General features: G+C 65.1%; 17 protein-coding genes. 16 read left to right on the top strand and 1 reads right to left on the bottom strand.

Features of this window, described 5'->3' with window-relative positions:
• Positions 1-3 precede the first annotated feature (3 nt).
• From bamA to C1O66_RS08075, 8 genes are read left to right on the top strand one after another with little or no spacing between them, the layout of a single operon-like run.
• Positions 4-2,331: an outer membrane protein assembly factor BamA gene (bamA, locus tag C1O66_RS08110; RefSeq protein ID WP_102767412.1), complete on the top strand. Its 2,328-nt coding sequence runs from the start codon at positions 4-6 to the stop codon at positions 2,329-2,331.
• A 38-nt stretch (positions 2,332-2,369) separates the two neighbouring features.
• A complete protein-coding gene (locus tag C1O66_RS08105) occupies positions 2,370-2,840 on the top strand; it encodes an OmpH/Skp family outer membrane protein (protein WP_243392740.1) in 471 nt (156 codons plus the stop codon).
• Positions 2,841-2,843: 3 nt separating this feature from the next.
• The gene (gene lpxD / locus C1O66_RS08100; RefSeq protein ID WP_102767410.1) at positions 2,844-3,872 is read left to right on the top strand and encodes a UDP-3-O-(3-hydroxymyristoyl)glucosamine N-acyltransferase; all 1,029 of its coding nucleotides are present in this window, start codon (positions 2,844-2,846) and stop codon (positions 3,870-3,872) included.
• A 59-nt stretch (positions 3,873-3,931) separates the two neighbouring features.
• The gene (fabZ, locus tag C1O66_RS08095; protein WP_102767409.1) at positions 3,932-4,375 is read left to right on the top strand and encodes a 3-hydroxyacyl-ACP dehydratase FabZ; all 444 of its coding nucleotides are present in this window, start codon (positions 3,932-3,934) and stop codon (positions 4,373-4,375) included.
• A gap of 13 nt (positions 4,376-4,388) precedes the next feature.
• Positions 4,389-5,183 (top strand): acyl-ACP--UDP-N-acetylglucosamine O-acyltransferase, encoded by a 795-nt coding sequence (lpxA, locus tag C1O66_RS08090; protein WP_102767408.1) that lies wholly within the window; start codon positions 4,389-4,391, stop codon positions 5,181-5,183.
• Between the two features lie 4 nt (positions 5,184-5,187).
• A complete protein-coding gene (gene lpxB, locus C1O66_RS08085; protein ID WP_102767407.1) occupies positions 5,188-6,333 on the top strand; it encodes a lipid-A-disaccharide synthase in 1,146 nt (381 codons plus the stop codon).
• A complete protein-coding gene (gene rnhB / locus C1O66_RS08080; RefSeq protein WP_102767406.1) occupies positions 6,305-6,943 on the top strand; it encodes a ribonuclease HII in 639 nt (212 codons plus the stop codon). Before lpxB ends, rnhB begins: the two co-directional genes overlap by 29 nt.
• Positions 6,940-7,734, top strand: a complete 795-nt coding sequence (locus C1O66_RS08075) for a TrmH family RNA methyltransferase (protein ID WP_102767405.1) — start codon at positions 6,940-6,942, stop codon at positions 7,732-7,734. The genes rnhB and C1O66_RS08075 overlap by 4 nt, the downstream gene beginning before the upstream one ends.
• Before the next feature lie 21 nt (positions 7,735-7,755).
• Here the strand turns inward: C1O66_RS08075 and ppsR are convergent, their stop codons facing one another.
• Positions 7,756-8,577: a posphoenolpyruvate synthetase regulatory kinase/phosphorylase PpsR gene (gene ppsR / locus C1O66_RS08070; RefSeq protein WP_102767404.1), complete on the bottom strand. Its 822-nt coding sequence runs from the start codon at positions 8,575-8,577 to the stop codon at positions 7,756-7,758.
• Positions 8,578-8,782: 205 nt separating this feature from the next.
• On the opposite strand from ppsR, the gene ppsA reads away from it, so the two are divergent.
• The 8 genes from ppsA to C1O66_RS08030 all read left to right on the top strand — a co-directional run bounded on the left by ppsA (position 8,783) and on the right by C1O66_RS08030 (position 19,000).
• A complete protein-coding gene (ppsA, locus tag C1O66_RS08065) occupies positions 8,783-11,191 on the top strand; it encodes a phosphoenolpyruvate synthase (RefSeq protein WP_102767403.1) in 2,409 nt (802 codons plus the stop codon).
• A 307-nt stretch (positions 11,192-11,498) separates the two neighbouring features.
• Entirely contained in the window at positions 11,499-13,562 is a 2,064-nt protein-coding gene (locus tag C1O66_RS08060) for a sodium:solute symporter family protein (protein WP_165794533.1), read from the top strand.
• A 185-nt stretch (positions 13,563-13,747) separates the two neighbouring features.
• Positions 13,748-14,110 (top strand): 30S ribosomal protein S6, encoded by a 363-nt coding sequence (rpsF, locus tag C1O66_RS08055; protein ID WP_102767402.1) that lies wholly within the window; start codon positions 13,748-13,750, stop codon positions 14,108-14,110.
• Between the two features lie 85 nt (positions 14,111-14,195).
• Positions 14,196-14,483: a primosomal replication protein N gene (gene priB, locus C1O66_RS08050; protein WP_102767401.1), complete on the top strand. Its 288-nt coding sequence runs from the start codon at positions 14,196-14,198 to the stop codon at positions 14,481-14,483.
• 44 nt (positions 14,484-14,527) lie between these two features.
• Complete coding sequence (rpsR, locus tag C1O66_RS08045) at positions 14,528-14,818, top strand: 30S ribosomal protein S18 (protein WP_102767400.1); 291 nt, start codon at positions 14,528-14,530, stop codon at positions 14,816-14,818.
• A 13-nt stretch (positions 14,819-14,831) separates the two neighbouring features.
• Positions 14,832-15,284: a 50S ribosomal protein L9 gene (rplI, locus tag C1O66_RS08040; protein WP_102767399.1), complete on the top strand. Its 453-nt coding sequence runs from the start codon at positions 14,832-14,834 to the stop codon at positions 15,282-15,284.
• Positions 15,285-15,492: 208 nt separating this feature from the next.
• Entirely contained in the window at positions 15,493-16,947 is a 1,455-nt protein-coding gene (gene dnaB / locus C1O66_RS08035; RefSeq protein ID WP_102767398.1) for a replicative DNA helicase, read from the top strand.
• A 10-nt stretch (positions 16,948-16,957) separates the two neighbouring features.
• Positions 16,958-19,000 carry a 3'-5' exonuclease gene (locus tag C1O66_RS08030; RefSeq protein ID WP_165794532.1) on the top strand — a complete coding sequence of 681 codons (2,043 nt, stop codon included), beginning with the start codon at positions 16,958-16,960 and terminating at the stop codon, positions 18,998-19,000.
• Positions 19,001-19,032: the final 32 nt, after the last annotated feature.

Here is a 19,032-nt window from a genome sequence, read left to right as displayed (position 1 = left end):
TGCATGTCCTCATTCTTTAGAACGGGAGCGCCCCTGCGCCCCTCCATCCTGACCTTGGCCATTGCGGCCACACTGCAGTCAGGCGCCGCCTGGGCGGTGGATCCCTTTGTTCTCAAGGACATCCGTGTTGAGGGTCTGAAGCGTACCGACCCCGGTACCGTCTTTGCGTCCCTGCCCTTCCGTGTCGGCGACAGCTACAACGACGACAAGGGCGCCGCCGCCTTGCGCGCCCTGTTTGCCACCGGCCTGTTCAAGGACGTGCGCATCAACATCGATGGCAACGATGTGGTCATCACCATCGAAGAGCGCCCCATCATTGCCAATGTGAGCTTTGTGGGCCTCAAGGAGTTCGACACCGAGGCGCTGAGCAAGTCGCTGAAGGATGTGGGCATCGGCGAAGGCAAGCCCTTCGACCGCGCTTTGGCCGACCGCGCCGAGCAGGAACTCAAGCGCCAGTACCTGACGCGCAGCCTCTACGGTGCCGAAGTCACCACCACCATCACGCCGCTGGAGCGCAACCGCGTCAACGTGAGCTTCAACGTGACCGAAGGCGAGCCGGCCAAGATTGCCGAAGTGCGCATCCTGGGCAGCAAGGTCTTCTCTGAGGGCACCTTGCTGGGCCTGCTGGAGCAGACCAGCAGCGGCTGGCTGACCTGGTACACCAAGACCGACCGCTACTCGCGCACCAAGCTCAATGCCGACCTGGAGACCCTGCGCTCCTACTACATGAACCGCGGCTATCTGGAGTTTGCCGTCACCTCGACCCAGGTGACCATCTCGCCGGACAAGCAGAGCATCAGCATCGCCATCACGGTCAATGAAGGCCAGCCCTACACCGTCACCGGCGTCAAGCTGGAAGGCGAGTTCCTGGGCCGTGAAGACGATTTCCGCCGTTTGGTGCTGCTGCGCCCCGGTCAGCCCTACCAGGGCGAGGCCGTGGCCCAGACCACGCGTGCGTTCACCGATTTGTACGGCAGCTTCGGCTACGCCTTTGCTCGCGTCGACAGCCGCCCCGAGATCGATCGGGCCACTGGCCAGGTGGTCGTGACCTTTGTGGCCGAGCCGGCTCGCCGCGTCTATGTGCGCCGCGTGCTGATCGCCGGCAACAACCGCACCCGCGATGAAGTGATCCGCCGCGAGTTCCGTCAGTTCGAATCGGCCTGGTACGACGGTCGCCGCATCAAGGCTTCGCGCGACCGCGTGGAGCGCCTCGGTTACTTCAAGGAAGTGACCATCGACACCAATGAGGTGGCGGGCGCACAGGACCAGGTCGATGTGATCCTGACCGTGGAAGAGCGCCCGACCGGCAACATCCAGGTTGGTGCCGGCTATTCCAGCCAGCAAAAGCTGTCCTTCAGCGGTGCCATCAAGCAGGAGAACGTCTTCGGCTCGGGCAATTACCTGGGCGTGGAAGTCAACACCTCCTCGGTCGGCCGAGCCCTGGTGGTGTCGACCGTGGACCCGTACTTCACCGTCGATGGCGTCTCGCGCGCGCTCGATGTGTTCTACCGCACGCAGAAGCCGATCAACACCCTGGGTGAGCAGTTCGAGCTGGTCACGCACGGCGGCTCGATCCGTTTCGGCGTGCCTTTCTCCGAGCAGGACACCGTGTTCTTCGGTGCCGGCTACGAGCGCACCAAGCTGACCACCAACCAGGGCCTGCCCCTGAGTTACTTGCTCTACGGGCGCGCCTTCGGCAACAACAGCCTGTCCTTGCCGCTGACCATCGGCTGGCAGCGTGACAGCCGTGACAGCATCATCTCGCCCATGGTCGGCAAGTACCAGCGCATCAACCTGGAAATGAGCCCGGCCGGCGATGCCCGCTATGTGCGCGCCAACCTGCAGTACCAGCACTACATCCCCATCACCAACAAGATCACCTTGGGCTTGAACAGCGAGCTGGGTTGGGGCGCCGGTATCGGCGGCAAGCCGTACCCGATCTTCAAGAACTTCTACGCCGGTGGCCTGGGTTCGGTGCGGGTGTTCGAGGCCGGCTCGCTCGGTCCGGTGGATGTGACCGGCTCCTACTCGGGTGGCAATCGTCGCATCAACTTCAATGCCGAGTTGTACCTGCCTGTGCCGGGCAGCGGCAATGACAAGACCTTCCGTCTGTTTGGCTTCGTTGACGCCGGCAACGTCTGGGCCGAGCATGAAAAGATCAATCTCGATACCCTCAAGAACGGCACCTCCATGTTGCGTGCCTCGGCAGGTTTCGGTTTGAGCTGGGTGTCTCCGATGGGCCCGCTGCGCCTGAGCTATGGCGTGCCTTTGCGTAAACATCCAACGGATAGAATCGAGAAATTCCAATTCCAGATCGGGACTGCATTCTGATGAAGAGCAAGCTTTTTAAGGCGGTGGCTGTGGCTGCCATGATGTCTGTGTCGACGCTGGGCGTGCAGGCGCAGGAATTGAAGATTGGCTACGTCAACAGCGATCGCGTGCTGCGTGAGGCCAATGTCGGCAAGGCTGCGACCCAGAAGCTCGAGATCGAATTCGGCAAGCGCGAAAAAGAGCTGAAGGACATCGAGACCAAGCTGCGCAGCTCGGCCGAGAAGCTGGAAAAAGACGCGCCGACCCTGTCGGAAGCCGAACGTAACCGCCGCCAGCGCGACCTGATGGAACTGGACCGCGACCTGCAGCGCAAGCGCCGCGAGTGGCAGGAAGACCTGACCCAGCGCAAGAACGAAGAGCTGCAAGCCGTCGTCGACCGCGCCAACAAGGTCATCAAGCAGATCTTCGATGCTGAAAAGTACGACCTGATCTTGCAAGACGCCATCCACTTCAGTGCCCGCGTGGACATCACCAAGAAGGTGATCGACGCGCTCAACGCCCAGAAGTAATCGGTGGGCGCAGTCTCACTGGCTGATGTGATCGCCGCCTTGGGCGGCGATCTTCATGGTGCGTCCGAAACGCAGATCACGCGCATCGGACCGCTTGAGGGCGCCGATGCTGGCACCCTGAGCTTTCTGTCCAACCCGCGCTACCAGGCGCAGCTGGCTGGCAGTACCGCCGCTTGCGTGATCGTGGCGCCGGCCTTTGCCGAAGCGGCCGCGGCCCGCGGCGCGGCCATCGTCACGCCTGATCCTTACCTGTACTTCGCGCGGCTCACCCAGTGGTGGGCGGCGCGGGTGCGTCCGCGCCCGGTGGCCGGCATCCATCCCAGCGCTGTGATTGACCCCAGCGCGGTGATCGGCGCGGATGTCAGCATCGGCGCCCTGGCGGTGATCGAGGCTGGCGTGAACATCGGCGATGGCGCGCAGATCGGTCCGCACTGTGTGGTCGAGCGCAATGCTCGCATCGGTGCCGGCAGTCGTCTGTCCGCCCGCGTGACCCTGGGCTTCGATTGCCAGATCGGCGAGCGCTGCATCGTGCACGCCGGGGTGGTCATCGGTGCCGATGGCTTCGGCTTCGCGCCGAATCAGGGTCAGTGGGAAAAGATTGAACAGCTCGGCGCCGTGCGCATCGGCAACGATGTGGAGATCGGCGCCAACACCTGCATCGACCGTGGTGCGCTCGAGGACACCGTGCTCGAAGACGGCGTCAAGCTCGACAACTTGATCCAGATCGGCCACAACGTTCATGTCGGTGCCCACACGGCCATGGCTGGTTGCGCCGGTGTGGCGGGCAGCGCGCGCATCGGTGCGCATTGCACGGTCGGTGGCGGTGCCATCGTGCTGGGGCATCTGAGCTTGGTCGACCATGTGCATGTGTCGGCTGCCACCGTGGTCAGTCGAAGCATCAAGCAGCCCGGCCAATACAGCGGCGTCTTCCCCTTCGACGACAATGCCAGCTGGGAAAAGAATGCGGCGACCTTGCGTCAGCTGCATACTTTGCGAGAGCGCCTCAGGGCGCTAGAGAAAAGAGGCGCTTGACCTAGGTCGAGCGCCGCCTCGCGCGAACGCATCCGCGCACTCGAGAAGAAGAATTCAACATGATGGACATCCACCAAATCCTCAAGAGGCTCCCGCACCGTTACCCGCTGCTGCTGGTGGACCGTGTGGTCGAGATCGAGAAGGGCAAGCGCATCCAGGCGATCAAGAACGTCAGCATCAACGAGCCGTATTTCGTCGGCCATTTCCCGCATCGCCCGGTCATGCCCGGCGTGCTGATGCTGGAAGCCATGGCTCAGGCCGCCACCTTGCTGGCCCTGGACAGCAATGGCACGGTGCTGGATGAGAACACGGTGGTGTATTTCGCTGGCATCGACAACGCGCGCTTCAAGCGCCCCGTCGAGCCCGGTGACCAACTGCTGCTGGACGTGACCCTGGACCGCGCCAAGGCCGGCATCTACAAGTTCAGCGGCAAGGTGATGGTGGGCGAGGAGCTGGCCTGCGAGGCGCAGCTGATCTGCACCATGCGCCGCATCGACGCTTGAGGCCTGACGCGCCATGACGAGCAGGATTCACCCGACGGCCATCATCGACCCCGCAGCCGAGCTGGACAGCTCGGTCACGGTCGGTGCCTACACGCTGATCGGCCCGCAGGTGAAGATCGGCGCGGGCACCCGCATCGGCCCGCACTGCGTGATCGAGGGGCGCACCACCATCGGCGCCGACAACCAGTTCTACCAGTTCAGCTCCATCGGCGCGATGCCGCAGGACATGAGCCATGGCGGCGAGGTGACCGAGCTGGTGATCGGGGACCGCAACACGGTGCGCGAGTTCTGCACGCTCAACACCGGCACCTTCAAGGAAGAGGGCGTCACCCGGGTCGGCTCCGACAACTGGATCATGGCCTATGTGCACCTGGCCCACGATGTGCAGCTGGGCAACCACTGCGTGCTGGCCAACAACGCCACGCTGGCGGGCCATGTCCATGTCGGTGACTGGGCGGTGATTGGCGGCCTGACCGGCGTGCACCAGTTCGTCAAGATCGGCGCGCACGCCATGATCGGCTTCCAGGGCCATGTGTCCCAGGATGTTGCGCCCTTCATGACGGTCGATGGCAATCCTTTGGCCGTGCGCGCCGTCAATCTGACCGGCCTGCGCCGCCGCGGCTTCAGCAATGAACGCATCGCCGTGATCCGCCAGCTGCACAAGCTGATCTTCCGTAGCGGCCTGACGCTGGAGCAAGCGGTCGAGCAGATCACCGCACTGCGGGACGAGCAGGCCCAGGATGCCCAGGCCGATGTGCAGCTGATGCTGGATTTCATCGCCGGCGCCAAGCGCGGTCTGGTGCGCTGATCTCATGGCTGAGCCTTCGCTGAGCCTAGCCCTGGTGGCCGGCGAGGCCTCCGGAGACCTGCTCGCCAGTTTGCTGATCCAGGGCCTGAAAGCGCGCTGGCCCGAACTCCAGACTCAGGGCATTGGCGGCCCGCGCATGGCCGCCCAGGGCTTCGAGGCCTGGTGGCCCTCGAGCAAGCTCTCGGTCTTCGGCTATGTCGATGCTCTGCTCAATATCCGTGAGCTGCTGGCGATTCGCCGCCAGCTGGGCGACCGCTTGCTGGCCCAGCCGCCGGCGGCCTTCATCGGTGTGGATGCGCCCGATTTCAATTTCGGCCTGGAGCAGCGCTTGCGCGAAGCGGGCGTGAAGACGGTGCATTTCGTCTGCCCTTCGATCTGGGCCTGGCGTGCCGAGCGGGTCGAAAAGATCAAGCGCTCGGCCGACCATGTGCTGTGTCTGTTCCCTTTCGAGCCCGCGCTTTTGCAGGCCCACGGCATCGGCGCCAGCTATGTGGGTCACCCCCTGGCCGATGCGATTCCGCTGCAGCCGCCGCAGGCCCAGGCCCGCTCAGCTCTGAAGTTAGACGGAGCCGACTCCGTGGTCGCCTTGCTGCCCGGCAGTCGGCGCAGCGAGATCCGCTACATCGCCGAGCCCCTGTTGCGCGCCGCTGTGTTGATGCAGCAGGCGCGGCCCGAGCTGCGCTTTGTGATGCCGGTGGCACCGGGCCTGCGCGCCCTGATTGACCCGCTGGTGGCTCGGCACGCCCCGGGCCTGCAACTCGATCTTCTGGATGGCCGTTCTCACGAAGCTTTGGCGGCCTGTGACATCACCCTGGTGGCCAGCGGCACGGCCACCCTGGAGGCGGCGCTGTTCAAGCGGCCCATGGTGATTGCCTACCGCATGCATGCGCTCAATTGGTGGCGCATGAAGGGCAAGAACTACCAGCCCTGGGTGGGCCTGCCCAATGTGCTGGCGCGCGACTTCATCGTGCCCGAGCTGATTCAGGATCAATGCACGCCCGAGGCCCTGGCCCGCGAGGGGCTGGCCTGGCTGGACGACACGGCGCGCTGCGAGCGAGTGCGGGCCATTTTTCAGCAACAACACGAGCTGCTGCGCTGCAATACCGCGCAAAAGGCCAGCGATGCGATCGCGCAAGTCCTGCAAGCCTGAGCTGCGTGTGCCCGAGCAACTGGGCCTGAGCTGGGATGGCCTGGGGCTGGTGGCCGGCGTGGACGAAGCCGGCCGCGGCCCGCTGGCCGGCCCGGTGCTGGCCGCCGCCGTCATCCTCGACGATGCCAACCCGATCGCCGGGCTGGCGGATTCCAAGGCCTTGACCGAGAAAAAGCGCGAACGCCTGTTCGACGAGATCCGCGCCAAGGCCTTGTGCTGCTGCATTGCCGAGGCCAGCGTGGAAGAGATCGACCGGCTCAACATCCTGCAGGCCACCCTGCTGGCCATGAAGCGAGCCGTGGAAGGCTTGCGCCTCAAGCCGGCCAAGGTGCTGGTCGATGGCAACCGCCTGCCGGTGCTCAAGATCCCGGCCGAGGCCATCGTCAAGGGCGACGCCAAGGTGCAGGCGATCTCCGCCGCCTCCATCCTGGCCAAGGTGGCGCGCGATCGCCAGTGCCTGGCCATGCACGACAGCCACCCCGAGTACGGCTTTGCCGGCCACAAGGGCTACCCGACCGCCGAACACCTGGCCGCCTTGCGCGCCCATGGCGTGACGGCCTGGCACCGGCGCAGTTTCGGCCCGGTGCGCGACATCCTTGAGAACGCATGAGCCCCAGCAGCCCGATTCTTCACATCACTTCGCGTGACAACCCGGCCCTGCAACGCCTGCGCAAGCTGAGCCTGGACGGCAGTGCCTACCGCAAGCTGGGCAGCGTCTGGCTGGAGGGCGACCATCTCGTGCGCGCCTGCCTGCAGCGCGGCCATCCGGTGCTGCAGGCGGTGCTGACCGAGGCCGCGGCGGCCGATCCGGTGCTGCGCGCCCTGGCCGATGCGGCGCCGCGTCAGCTGGTCGTGCCGCTGGCGCTGTTCAAGCAGATCAGTGGCCTGGAGTCGCCGGCCCAGATCGGCTTCGAGGTGCCGCTGGACGCCGGGCAAGACCTGGCCCCGGAGGCGGACACCGTGGTGCTGGATCGCCTGCAGGACGCCGGCAATGTCGGCACGATTCTGCGCAGCGCGGCGGCCATGGGCTTTCGCCAGGTCTTGGCGCTCAAGGGCACGGCGGCACTCTGGTCGCCCAAGGTGCTGCGCGCCGGCATGGGGGCGCATTTCGGCCTGCGCCTGATTGAAGGTCTGTCGCCGGAAGACTTGGGCCGCCTGCGTGTGCCCCTGGTGGCCACCAGCTCCTATGCCGAGGCGCAGCTGCACCAGATCGCGCTGCCGAGCCCCTGCGCCTGGGTCATGGGCCACGAAGGGCAGGGCGTGCAGCCCGGGTTGATGGCGCGCTGCTCCTTGACGGTGGGCATTCCGCAGCCGGGCGGCGAGGAATCGCTCAATGTGGGCAGTGCCGCGTCCATCTGTCTGTACGAGTCGGCGCGCCAGCGTCTGCTGGCGCCGCGCTGAGCCCGCTCGCCAGCTGGCGCGTCAGTAGATCAACCGGTCCGGCCGGATGTCGCGCAGGATGGTGGTGGCGATTTCTTCGATGGACTTGTGGGTCGAGGACAGCCAGGAGATGCCATTGCGCTTCATCATGGCCTCCGCCTCGTTGACCTCGTAGCGGCAGTTCATCAGGTCGGCGTATTTGCTGCCGGGGCGGCGCTCGTTGCGGATCTGTGAAAGCCGCTCGGGATCAATTGTCAGGCCAAAGCATTTGCGCTTGTGCGGCTCGAGCATCGAGGGGATCTTGCTGCGCTCGAAGTCTTCCGGGATCAGTGGGTAGTTGGCCGCCTTGATGCCGTGCTGCATGGCCAGGTAGAGCGAGGTGGGCGTCTTGCCGCTGCGCGAGACGCCGACCAGGATCACATCGGCCGATTCCAGGTTCTTGGCCGATTGGCCGTCGTCATGGGCCAGCGAGAAGTTGATGGCCTCGATGCGGTCGTGGTACTCCTGGCTGCGCGCCACATCCGAGAAGCGGCCGACCCGGTGGTTGCTCTTGACCTGGAACTCTTCCTCCAGCGGCTCGATGAAGGTGTTGAACATGTCCAGCACCAAGGCCTTGCAATGCTCGCGCACCACCTGCAGCACCTCGCGATTGACCAGGGTCGCGAAGACGATGGCGCGCCGGCCTTCCGCTTCGCTGGTCTGGTTGATCTCGTGCACCACCTGGTGGGCTTTCTCGGCCGTGTCCACAAATGGGCGCCGCACATGGCGCGGCTTGCCCGGGAACTGGGCCAAGATGGAGTTACCAAAGGTCTCGGCAGTGATGCCGGTACCGTCCGAGACAAAGTACACGGTGCGATTGGGCATGGTCAGCAGGCTCTAGAGTCTTTCTTCATCATAAGTCGGGCGAGCCCGTAGAATCGTTCGAAATGTCCTGCCTTCGCGCCATGACCATCCCATCCTCACAAACAGAATCAAGAATCGGCCGGGATGCCGTGTGGCTGCATTTCATGGGGGGCGCCGTGGGCGCCCCGGCGGGACTCCGGAATTTTCAACATCACGGAGTTTTCCCATGTCTGCACGCTTTGAGCCGACCGCCCTGGTCGTCCCCTTTGAGAATCTGAGGATGAGCGACGTCGAGGTCGTTGGCGGTAAGAACGCCAGCCTCGGCGAGATGATTTCGGAGCTGTCCTCCTCGGGCGTCCGTGTGCCGGGTGGCTTTGCCACCACGGCCCATGCCTTCCGCGAGTTCCTCAAGCATGAGGGCCTGGACAAGCGCATTGAGGCGCGCCTGGCGACCCTGAACACCGACGATGTGCGCGCCCTGGCCGAGGCCGGTGCAGAAATCCGCGGCTGGCTGGAAGCGCAGCCCTTCCCGGCCGATCTGGAAGCGCAGATCCGCAGCTCCTTCGCCAAGCTCACGGCCGACCACCCGGACGTGTCCTTCGCCGTGCGCTCCTCCGCCACGGCCGAAGACTTGCCGGATGCGTCCTTCGCCGGCCAGCAGGAAACCTTCCTGAACGTGGTGGGCATCGAAGAGGTGCTGCACAAGATGAAGGAGGTGTTTGCCTCCCTCTACAACGACCGAGCCATCAGCTACCGCGTGCACAAGGGCTTTGCCCATGCCGACGTGGCCCTGTCGGCCGGCGTGCAGCGCATGGTGCGCTCCGACCTCGGCTCGGCCGGTGTGATGTTCACCATCGACACCGAGAGCGGCTTCAAGGATGTGGTCTTCATCACCTCCAGCTACGGCCTGGGCGAAACCGTGGTGCAGGGCGCCGTGAACCCGGACGAGTTCTATGTGCACAAGCCGGCCCTGGCGCGCGGCAAGCTGCCCATCATCCGACGTAACCTCGGATCCAAGCTGATCCGCATGGAGTTCACTTCGGCCGAGGAAAAGGCCGCCAGCGGCAAGCTGGTCAAGACCGTGGACACCCTGCCCGAGGCGCGCAACCGCTACTCGCTGAACGACGCGGAAGTGATCGAGCTGTCCAAGTACGCGCTCATCATCGAGCAGCATTACCAGCGTCCCATGGACATTGAGTGGGGCCGTGATGGCGTCGATGGCCAGCTTTACATCCTGCAGGCCCGCCCGGAGACGGTGAAGAGCCAGGCCGAAGGCCAGGTCGAGCACAGCTACAAGCTCAAGGGCCACAGCGCCGTGCTGGCCGAAGGTCGTGCCATCGGCCAGAAGATCGGCACCGGCCCGGTGCGCCTGGTCGAGAGCGTGGCCGAGATGGAGCGCGTGCAGCCCGGCGATGTGCTGGTCACCGACATGACCGACCCGAACTGGGAGCCCGTGATGAAGCGGGCCAGCGCCATCGTCACCAATCGTGGTGGCCGCACCTGCCACGCCGCCATCATTGCGCGCGAGCTGGGCATTCCGGCCGTGGTCGGTTGCGGCAATGCGACCGAAACGCTCAAGGATGGCCAGCTGGTCACCGTGGCCTGCTCGGAAGGCGATACCGGCTATATCTACGACGGCCTGCTGGAAACAGAAGTCAGCGAGGTGCACCGCGGCGAGCTGCCTTACTGCCCGATCAAGATCATGATGAACGTCGGCAATCCGCAGCTGGCCTTCAACTTCGCGCAGATGCCCAGCGCCGGCGTCGGCCTGGCTCGCCTCGAGTTCATCATCAACAACAACATCGGTGTCCACCCCAAGGCCATCCTGGACTATCCGAACATCGATGCTGATCTGAAGAAGGCGGTGGAGTCGGTGGCCCGAGGCCATGCCTCGCCGCGCGCCTTCTATGTCGACAAGCTGGTGGAGGGCATTGCCACCATCGCGGCGGCCTTCTACCCGCGCCCGGTGATCGTGCGCCTGTCCGACTTCAAGAGCAATGAGTACCGCAAGCTGATCGGTGGCTCGCGCTACGAGCCCGATGAAGAGAACCCGATGCTGGGTTTCCGCGGCGCCTCGCGCTACATCAGCGGTGAGTTCTCAGATGCCTTTGCCATGGAGTGCGAGGCGCTCAAGCGCGTGCGCATCGACATGGGCCTGAGCAATGTCGAGATCATGGTGCCCTTTGTGCGCACGGTGCGCCAGGCCGAGCGGGTGGTCAGTATGCTGGCCGAGCGTGGCCTCAAGCGTGCGGCCGACGGCGGCAGCGACGGCCTGCGCGTCATCATGATGTGCGAAGTGCCCAGCAACGCCATCCTGGCCGAGCAGTTCCTGGAGCACTTCGATGGCATGTCCATCGGCTCCAACGACCTGACCCAGTTGACCCTGGGCCTGGACCGCGATTCGGGCCTGGAGCAACTGGCCGGTGATTTCGACGAGCGCGACCCGGCCGTCAAGGCCATGATCTCGCGCGCCATCGCCGCTTGCCGCGCCACGGGCAAGTACGTGGGCATCTGCGGCCAGGGCCCCAGCGACCACCCCGATTTCGCCGACTGGTTGGCCAGCGAGGGCATCGTGTCCATCTCCCTGAACCCGGACACAGTGATCGAAACCTGGCAGCGCCTGGCCAAGCGTTGATGGCCACGGGCCGGTGCTTGGGCGCTGGTTCGATGGATTGAGACCGAACGGCCCGCTTGACGCGGGCCGTTTTTGTTTCTTGCAAGGGCGTCTGGGCGTCCGCCGGACCTCGGGGCGGCAAGCCTCGGGTTTTCGGTATCGACAGCAGGGGGCCGGGGCTCGCATGATGGGGGCAGGCCACCGGCCCTGGCGCATCCCTCGCTGCCACCTCTTTCGTGTTCTCGTCGCCCAGACCTGCAGACTCACCGTGGCTTTTGTTCGCTCCCGCTCCTTTGCCCCCCGGCCACCGCTGCCTCTGGCGGCACGCATGAAGCGCATCTACCTGGGCTTCACCCTGGGTTTTCTGTTCTTCCTGCTGTGCCTGGCGGTGCTGGAGCGGCTGGGTCTGTCCAAGAGCGCGATTGGCATCAGTTTTCTGGCCGCCACCGTGGTGGTCTACGCCTGCATCGGCCTGTTCAGTCGCACCACCGATGCCGACGAGTACTACGTGGCCGGCCGTCGCGTGCCGGCCATTTTCAATGGCATGGCGGCCGGTGCTGATTGGATGAGCGCGGCCAGCTTCATCGGCCTGGCCGGCACGCTCTACCTCAGTGGATATGGCGGCTTGGCCTATGTGCTGGGTTGGACGGGCGGCTTTTGTCTGGTGGCTTTGTGCCTGGCGCCGTATCTGCGCCAGTTCGGGCAGTACACCATCCCGGACTTTCTCGGTGCCCGCTACGGCGGCATGGCGCCGCGTCTGCTGGGCGCATTGGCGGCCATGCTGGTGTCCTTCATCTATGTGGTGGCGCAGATTTACGGGGTGGGCCTGATCACGGCGCGCCTGACGGGCTTCAGTTTCGAGATCGGGGTGTTTCTCGGTCTGGGCGGCGTGCTGGTCTGCTCATTTCTGGGGGGCATGCGGGCCGTGACCTGGACCCAAGTGGCGCAGTACATCGTGCTCTTGCTGGCCTATCTGGTGCCTGTGATCTGGATGAGTGTCAAACAGACAGGCATGCCGTTGCCCCAGCTCAGCTACGGCCAGCAACTGCAGCAGATCAGCGTGACCGAGCAGCGATTGCTGCGCGACCCGGCCGAGTTGCAGGTGCGAGCCGCCTTCGCCGAGCGGGCAGCCGGTTTTGAGCGCAAGTTGCAAGAAGTGCCCGAGGCGCTGGCGGCCGAGCGCGCTGAGGCGGCCCGGCAGGTGGCGGCACTCAAGGCGCAGGATGCCCCGCTGGCCGCCATTCAGGCGGCCGAGAAGCGCCAGGCGGCCTTGCCTCGCACGCCCCATGAGGCGGCCGAGCAATGGCAACGAGGCCGTGCTTACAACGAGGCGCGGGCGCAACCGCTGGGCGGCATGCCGGAGCATGCGCTGGCCTACGCGGGCCATCCGCAGGGCAGTGCGCCGGAGCAGCACAAGTTCGAGGAGTCGCGGCGCAACTTCCTGGCCCTGGTGTTCTGCCTGGTGGTGGGTACGGCCGGCCTGCCGCACTTGTTGACGCGCTTCTACACCACGCCCACGGTGCGCGAGGCGCGCAGTTCGGTGGCCTGGTCCCTGCTTTTCATCTCGCTGCTCTACATCACCGCGCCAGCCCTGGCCGTGATGGTCAAGTACGAGGTCTTCACCCATCTGGTGGGCACGCCCTTCGAGCAGTTGCCCGGCTGGATCATGCAGTGGACCCGGGTCGATCCCGGCTTGCTGGCGGTCAGCGACGTCAATGGCGACGGCATCCTGCAGCTCGGTGAGCTGCGCATCAGTGGAGACATCATCCTGCTGATGGCGCCCGAGCTGATGGGCCTGCCCTTCGTCATCTCGGCCCTGGTGGCGGCCGGTGGCCTGGCAGCGGCGCTGTCGACGGCCGATGGCTTGTTGCTGACCATCTCGGCCGCCTTGTCCAACGATGTCTACTACCGGCTCTTCAACCCGCAGGCCTCGATGACGCGCCGCGTCACCTTGTCCAAGGCCTTGCTGCTGGCCACGGCTTTGGCGGCCGCCGCCGTGGCGGCGCAAAAGCCGGCGGACATCCTGCTGCTGGTGTCAGCGGCGTTCTCCATCGCCGGCGCCACTTTCTTCCCCGCGCTGGTGCTGGGCATTTTCTGGCGCCGTGCCAATGGTTGGGGTGCACTGGCCGGCATGCTGACCGGTCTGGCGGTGACGGTGTACTACATGGTGGCGGCCAGCCCCAGCTTGCGCCTGGCCTTGGGCGTGCCGGGGCCGGCCCAGCTGATCGGCGGCATCGCGCCCGTCTCGGCTGGGGTGTTTGGTGTACCGGCCGGTTTCCTGGCCATTGTGCTGGTCAGCTGGCTGACGCCGCGGCCTTCGGCGGCGCAGGCCCATATGCTGGATCAGTTGCGCAGCCCGCCGCGCCCGCAGCCGCCATCGACACAGTTCTGAGCTCGAACCCGCCGCTTTGCGTGCACGCAAACCTTGGTGGAAATCGAGAAACTGCGCTACAATTGCGGGTTCCCCCTTGCCGTGACCACGTGAACTGACGCTGTGGCACGGCTTCCACAGGCGAAAGCAGGGCGGTCCACTGTCGGGCGTCGGCCGGCTCAGCCTGGAATCCACAAGGAGTATTTATGCGTCACTATGAAATCGTTTTGCTGATCCATCCGGATCAAAGCGAACAAGTTCCGGCCATGCTGGAGCGCTACAAGACCCTGATCACCAGCAATGGCGGCGCTGTGCACCGCGTTGAAGACTGGGGCCGTCGTCAGATGGCTTACCTGATTCAAAAGCTGGCCAAGGCTCACTACCTGTGCGTCAACATCGAATGCAGCAAGGAAACCCTGGCTGAGCTCGAAACCGGCTTCCGCTTCAACGACGCCATCCTGCGCCACCTGACCGTGGTGAAGGCCAAGGCTGAAACCACGCCTTCGGTGATGATGAAGACCGTGGAACGCGAAGACGCCCGCAAGGCGCCCCAAGTCGCAACGGCCTGATCAGGCTTAGCTCCGTGTTCATGAAGGTTGCCAGCGAACTGGCCACCAGCGTGCCTTTCAAGACCCGACTGCGTTCTCTTTCACTTTGAACCAACTGGTTTTGCAAGCACAGCTGCTGGAGCTGGGGCTTGTCAGATACACACCGGCCGGACTGATGGCCCTGGATGCGATGCTCAAGCACGAATCCCAGGTCCAGGAAGCTGGCAAGCCGCGCAAGGTTTCCATGGAAATCAAGGCGGTCGCAATCGGTGAGATCGGCAAGCGCCTGCAGTCGCTGGGAGTGGGAGGCAATGCACTGTTCACAGGCTTCCTCAGCGCTCAGAAGAACGGCCGTGGAACCATCTTCCACATCACCGCTCTGACACCCAACTGAACACCGAATTGTTCGAATCCGGATTAAATTAAAGAGGTCATACGATGGCACCACCACGTGGCAAGGGTCGCTTCTCCAAAGACAAGAAGCCCAAGCGCAACACCCAATCCCTGCTGTTCCGCCGCAAGCGTTTCTGCCGCTTCACCGTCACCGGTGTTGAGCAGATCGATTACAAGGACATCGACACCCTGCGCGATTTCATCGGCGAAAACGGCAAGATCACGCCGGCTCGCCTGACGGGCACCCGCGCTTTCTTCCAGCGTCAGCTGACGGTCGCCATCAAGCGCGCCCGTTTCCTGGCCATGCTGCCCTACAGCGACCAGCACAAGGTCTGAGGAGTAACCCAACATGCAAATCATTCTGCTTGAAAAGGTCGCGAACCTCGGCAACCTGGGCGACGTCGTCAAGGTCAAGGACGGCTACGCACGCAACTTCCTGATCCCGACCCGCCAGGCACGTCGTGCCACGGCCACCGCGATCGCCGAGTTCGAAGCCAAGCGCGCCGAACTGGAAAAGGCCGCTGCTGAAAAGCTGGCCGCTGCACAAGCCGTGGGCGAAGCCCTGGCCGGCAAGACCGTGCGCATCAGCCAAAAGGCTGGCGTGGACGGCCGTCTGTTCGGCTCGGTGACCAACGCCGACGTGGCCGAAGGCCTGGTGAAGCTGGGCTTCTCCATCGCCAAGGCGCAAGTGCGCATGCCCAATGGCCCGCTGAAGGCTGTCGGTGAGTTCACCGTCGCTGTCGCCGCCCACACCGATGTGGTCGTCGAAATCAGCGTGCAAGTGGTGCGCGACGCCGAGTAAACTCCGGTGTCACTGACCGTCAGCGGTCAGACAGTCGAAAAGCCGATGCTGTCCGCAGTGTCGGCTTTTTGCGTTTTTGGGCGGCGGTTTATACAACGCTGCCCCCAGGCTATCCACAGGCTTGTCCACAGGGCAGGCCTGTGGACAGCCCGGTCTTGATTGCCTTGCCCTGTTCAGCCCGCCCGAACTGCGACCCCTCCTGCCATCCATGAGCGCCACTTTCTCTCCCACTCCCTTGCCCGGATCCTCAGGTTCCTTGCCAGGCGGCAGCGCCGGCCGCGATGACGATGTGGCCCGCCTGCGCGTGCCGCCGCACTCGATCGAGGCGGAGCAGAGCGTGCTGGGTGGTCTCCTGATCGACAACAGCGCCTGGGACCGCGCCGGCGATCTGCTGAGCGAATCGGATTTCTACCGCTTCGAGCACAAGCACATCTACCTGGCCCTGGGCAAGCTGATCAATGCCGCCAAACCGGCCGATGTGGTGACCGTGTTCGAGGAGCTGACCTCGGTCGGCAAGGCCGAGGAATGCGGTGGCCTCGCGTATCTGAATGCCCTGGCGCAAAGCGTGCCGAGTGCCGCCAATATGCGGCGTTATGCCGAGATCGTGCGCGAGCGGGCCGTGCTGCGCAAGCTGGTCTCGGCCAGCGATGAAATCGCCAGCGCGGCCATGAACCCGCAGGGCCGTGCGGTCAAGGAAATCGTTGACGAGGCCGAGGGCAAGATCTTCCGCATCAACGAGGAAGGCAATCGCAGCGGCCAGGGTTTCCAGAGCATGGACAACCTGGTGGTGGACCTGATCGACCGGGTCAACGAACTGGCCGAGAACGGCGCCGAGGACGTCACCGGCGTGCGCACCGGCTTCTACGACCTCGACAAACAGACCGCCGGTCTGCAGCCGGGCGACCTGATCATCCTGGCCGCGCGCCCCTCCATGGGCAAGACGGCCTTCGTGGTCAATATCGGCGAGAACGTAGCCATCAACGAAGGCCTGCCCGTCGTCATCTACTCCATGGAAATGGGCGCCGCCCAGCTGGCATTGCGGATGGTGGGTTCGGTGGGCCGCATCGACCAGAGCCGTCTGCGCCTCGGGCGCTTGAATGACGACGAATGGGGCCGCCTGTCCGAGGCGGTGGACAAGCTCGGCAAGGCCCATATCTACATCGATGAAAGCCCGGGCCTGAGCCCGTCCGAAGTGCGCGCGCGTGCGCGCCGCCAGGCCCGCATCAGCGGCCAGCTCGGCCTCATCATCATCGACTACCTGCAGCTGATGAGCGGCAATGGCGGCGGCAATGAAGAAAACCGCGCCACCGTCATCGGCGAAATCTCGCGCGGCCTGAAAGCCCTGGCCAAGGAGCTGAAATGCCCGGTGATCGCGCTCTCGCAGCTGAACCGCTCGGTGGAGCAGCGGCCTGACAAGCGTCCCATGATGTCCGACCTGCGCGAATCGGGCGCCATCGAGCAGGATGCCGACATCATCATGTTCATCTACCGCGACGAGTACTACACCAAGGAAGAGTGCAAGGAACCGGGCGTGGCTGAGATCATCATCGCCAAGCAGCGGAATGGCCCGGTCGGCACCATCAAGCTGGCCTTCCAGCGCATGCACACCAAGTTCGAGAACCTGTCGCCGGACTATGTCAGCCCGGTCGGTGACGAGTACTGAGTCGCGGCCGGTGAGCGCTTCAGACACCGGTGCGGCGCCGGGCGCCGAGCCACCCGCCCATTTGGCCAATCCTGCCGAAGCGCCGATCACGGAGCAGCCCGAAGCCCTGTTCGTGCCCGAGCATTTCGCGCCGACCGAGGAGCAGCAGCGGATCCAGGCCACGCGCGCCCGCCATGTGCTGATCGAGGCTAATGCCGGCGCCGCCAAGACCACCAGCCTGGCCTTGCGCATCGCGCAGGCCCTGATGCGGGGCGCCGATCCGGCCATGATCCTGGCCCTGACCTACACCGCGCCGGCCGTGCTGGCCTTGCGCGCGCAGCTGCGCTGGGTGGGTTTGCCGGCCGAGCTGGTCGATGCGATCCGCGTGCAGAGCTTCGAGGCCTTCAGTCTTGAGGTGCTGGAGTGCATCGAAGGCGGGCGTCCCCTGTCCCTGCAGCGCCTGGAGCAGGTCAAGCCTTACCTGCTGCGCGCGGTCGAGAGGGCGCAGACCCTGCCGGGTGAGCGACACCCCGAGGAGCTCAGCGTCGATGGCTCGCCGGCGGCGCTGGCCGAGGGCTTGCTGCAGACCTTTGCCGTGCTCAAGGGCCGCATGCTGATCGAGCAGCTCGATGAGGATGAGGCCATGAGCCCCGCCTTGGCCGAGGACCTGGGATTTGACTACCTGAGCCTGCGCGTGCGCTCGGCCTATGAGTTCATCCGCCGCGGCGGCCACCCGGACCGGCCGGAGTTCCGCTGTGAGGGCGACGCCTGCTACGACCTGGCCCGCGCCTTGCTGCGCGACGAGATCCCGCGCGAGGGCTCACCCCTGGCCCAGGGCCTGGCCTTGATCGTGGTGGACGAGATGCACGACACCAACCGGGCCATGTTCACCGTGCTCAAGGCGGTGCTGGAGGCCAACCGCCGCGCTGCTTTCGTCGGCGTGGGTGACCGCGATCAGGTGATTCACTCGCAGGCCGGCGCCGAGGCTGCTTTCATGCACCAGAGCTTCGAGCAGGAGATCGGCCGGCCGGTGCGCCTGCCGCTGACGGCCAGCCACCGCTTCGGCCCCGAGCTGGCGCTGATGGCCGGCCGCCTGGCCCACAACAAGGCTTATGCCGCGGCCGCACATTGCGCCACCGAGATCGAGCTGCTGCCTTGTGAATCGGCGCGGGTGATGGCGCAGCAGGTGGCACGTCTGGCCCAGGCCCATCTGCGCCAGGCCGAGCGCCACGAGCTGCGCATCCTGCTGCGCCGCCCGGCCCAGTCCATCCTGCTGGAGCGCGAGCTGCTCAAGCTGGGGGTGGACTACCGCGTCGATGGCTTTGAGTCCTTCCTGCGCCGGCCGGAGGTGCTGCTGGTGCGCGCGCTCCATGCCTTTGCGCGCGACGATTTCAGCAGCTTTGCCAGCCGCCCTTTGCGCGAGCAGACCTTGGCCGCGTTGATGCTGTTCGCGGGCGCCTTGATCGAAAGCCCGGAGCTGCGCCATCTCGACGCGGTCACCGCGCAGCGCCGCGCGATTGCCGACGCGGCCTCGCACATCGACGGCATGCGGCCTTTCATCGAGGGCCAGGTCTTGCGCAATGCCTCGCCGCGGGCCTTGGCGCGTCTGCGCGCGGCCCTGGCGGTGTTGAAGGCCGAGGATCTGCAGGTCTTTGGCGAGGGCTTTGTGCGCGCGCTCGACCCCAGCGGCCTGGCGGCCTCGGTGCTGGTGCGCAAGGAAGACATCCAGCAGGTGCGCGACAACATTGCCCAGCTGGTGCAGATGATCGTGGCCGAAGGCGAGGGGCTGGAGCAGGCCTTCCGCCTGCTGCATCTGCTGGAAGCCGGCCAGGCGCGCATGCGCGCCGATCCGCGGGTCAGCCTGTCCAGCATCGAGGCCGCCAAGGGCCTGGAGTTCGACCATGTGCTGATCCCGCATCTCTCGCGCGGCGAGTTTGTTGGCGAGGTCAGCGCCGCCGAAAACCGCAACCTGCTGTATGTGGCCATGACGCGCGCGCGCCAGCGACTGAGTCTGGCTTACAACCCGGCCTCGCCCTCGCGTTTCTTGATCGAGGCCGGGGTGCTGAGCGCCTGAGTGAGGGGCGACGGCGGCAGGGGTGAACTGTG

It is taken from the genome of Paucibacter aquatile (assembly GCF_002885975.1).
Taxonomy (GTDB): domain Bacteria; phylum Pseudomonadota; class Gammaproteobacteria; order Burkholderiales; family Burkholderiaceae_C; genus Paucibacter_A; species Paucibacter_A aquatilis.
The sequence above is the reverse complement of the archived record's forward strand: the minus strand, read 5'-3'. Positions and strand labels throughout refer to the sequence as shown.

What these genes read in the sequence shown, in the direction of transcription:
- bamA (WP_102767412.1), top strand. Translation starts at nt 4, where the DNA reads ATGTCCTCATTCTTTAGAACGGGAGCGCCCCTGCGCCCCTCCATCCTG.
- C1O66_RS08105 (WP_243392740.1), top strand. Translation starts at nt 2,370, where the DNA reads ATGATGTCTGTGTCGACGCTGGGCGTGCAGGCGCAGGAATTGAAGATT.
- fabZ (WP_102767409.1), top strand. Translation starts at nt 3,932, where the DNA reads ATGATGGACATCCACCAAATCCTCAAGAGGCTCCCGCACCGTTACCCG.
- lpxA (WP_102767408.1), top strand. Translation starts at nt 4,389, where the DNA reads ATGACGAGCAGGATTCACCCGACGGCCATCATCGACCCCGCAGCCGAG.
- lpxB (WP_102767407.1), top strand. Translation starts at nt 5,188, where the DNA reads ATGGCTGAGCCTTCGCTGAGCCTAGCCCTGGTGGCCGGCGAGGCCTCC.
- rnhB (WP_102767406.1), top strand. Translation starts at nt 6,305, where the DNA reads ATGCGATCGCGCAAGTCCTGCAAGCCTGAGCTGCGTGTGCCCGAGCAA.
- C1O66_RS08075 (WP_102767405.1), top strand. Translation starts at nt 6,940, where the DNA reads ATGAGCCCCAGCAGCCCGATTCTTCACATCACTTCGCGTGACAACCCG.
- ppsR (WP_102767404.1), bottom strand. Translation starts at nt 8,577, where the DNA reads ATGCCCAATCGCACCGTGTACTTTGTCTCGGACGGTACCGGCATCACT.
- ppsA (WP_102767403.1), top strand. Translation starts at nt 8,783, where the DNA reads ATGTCTGCACGCTTTGAGCCGACCGCCCTGGTCGTCCCCTTTGAGAAT.
- C1O66_RS08060 (WP_165794533.1), top strand. Translation starts at nt 11,499, where the DNA reads ATGAAGCGCATCTACCTGGGCTTCACCCTGGGTTTTCTGTTCTTCCTG.
- rpsF (WP_102767402.1), top strand. Translation starts at nt 13,748, where the DNA reads ATGCGTCACTATGAAATCGTTTTGCTGATCCATCCGGATCAAAGCGAA.
- rpsR (WP_102767400.1), top strand. Translation starts at nt 14,528, where the DNA reads ATGGCACCACCACGTGGCAAGGGTCGCTTCTCCAAAGACAAGAAGCCC.
- rplI (WP_102767399.1), top strand. Translation starts at nt 14,832, where the DNA reads ATGCAAATCATTCTGCTTGAAAAGGTCGCGAACCTCGGCAACCTGGGC.
- dnaB (WP_102767398.1), top strand. Translation starts at nt 15,493, where the DNA reads ATGAGCGCCACTTTCTCTCCCACTCCCTTGCCCGGATCCTCAGGTTCC.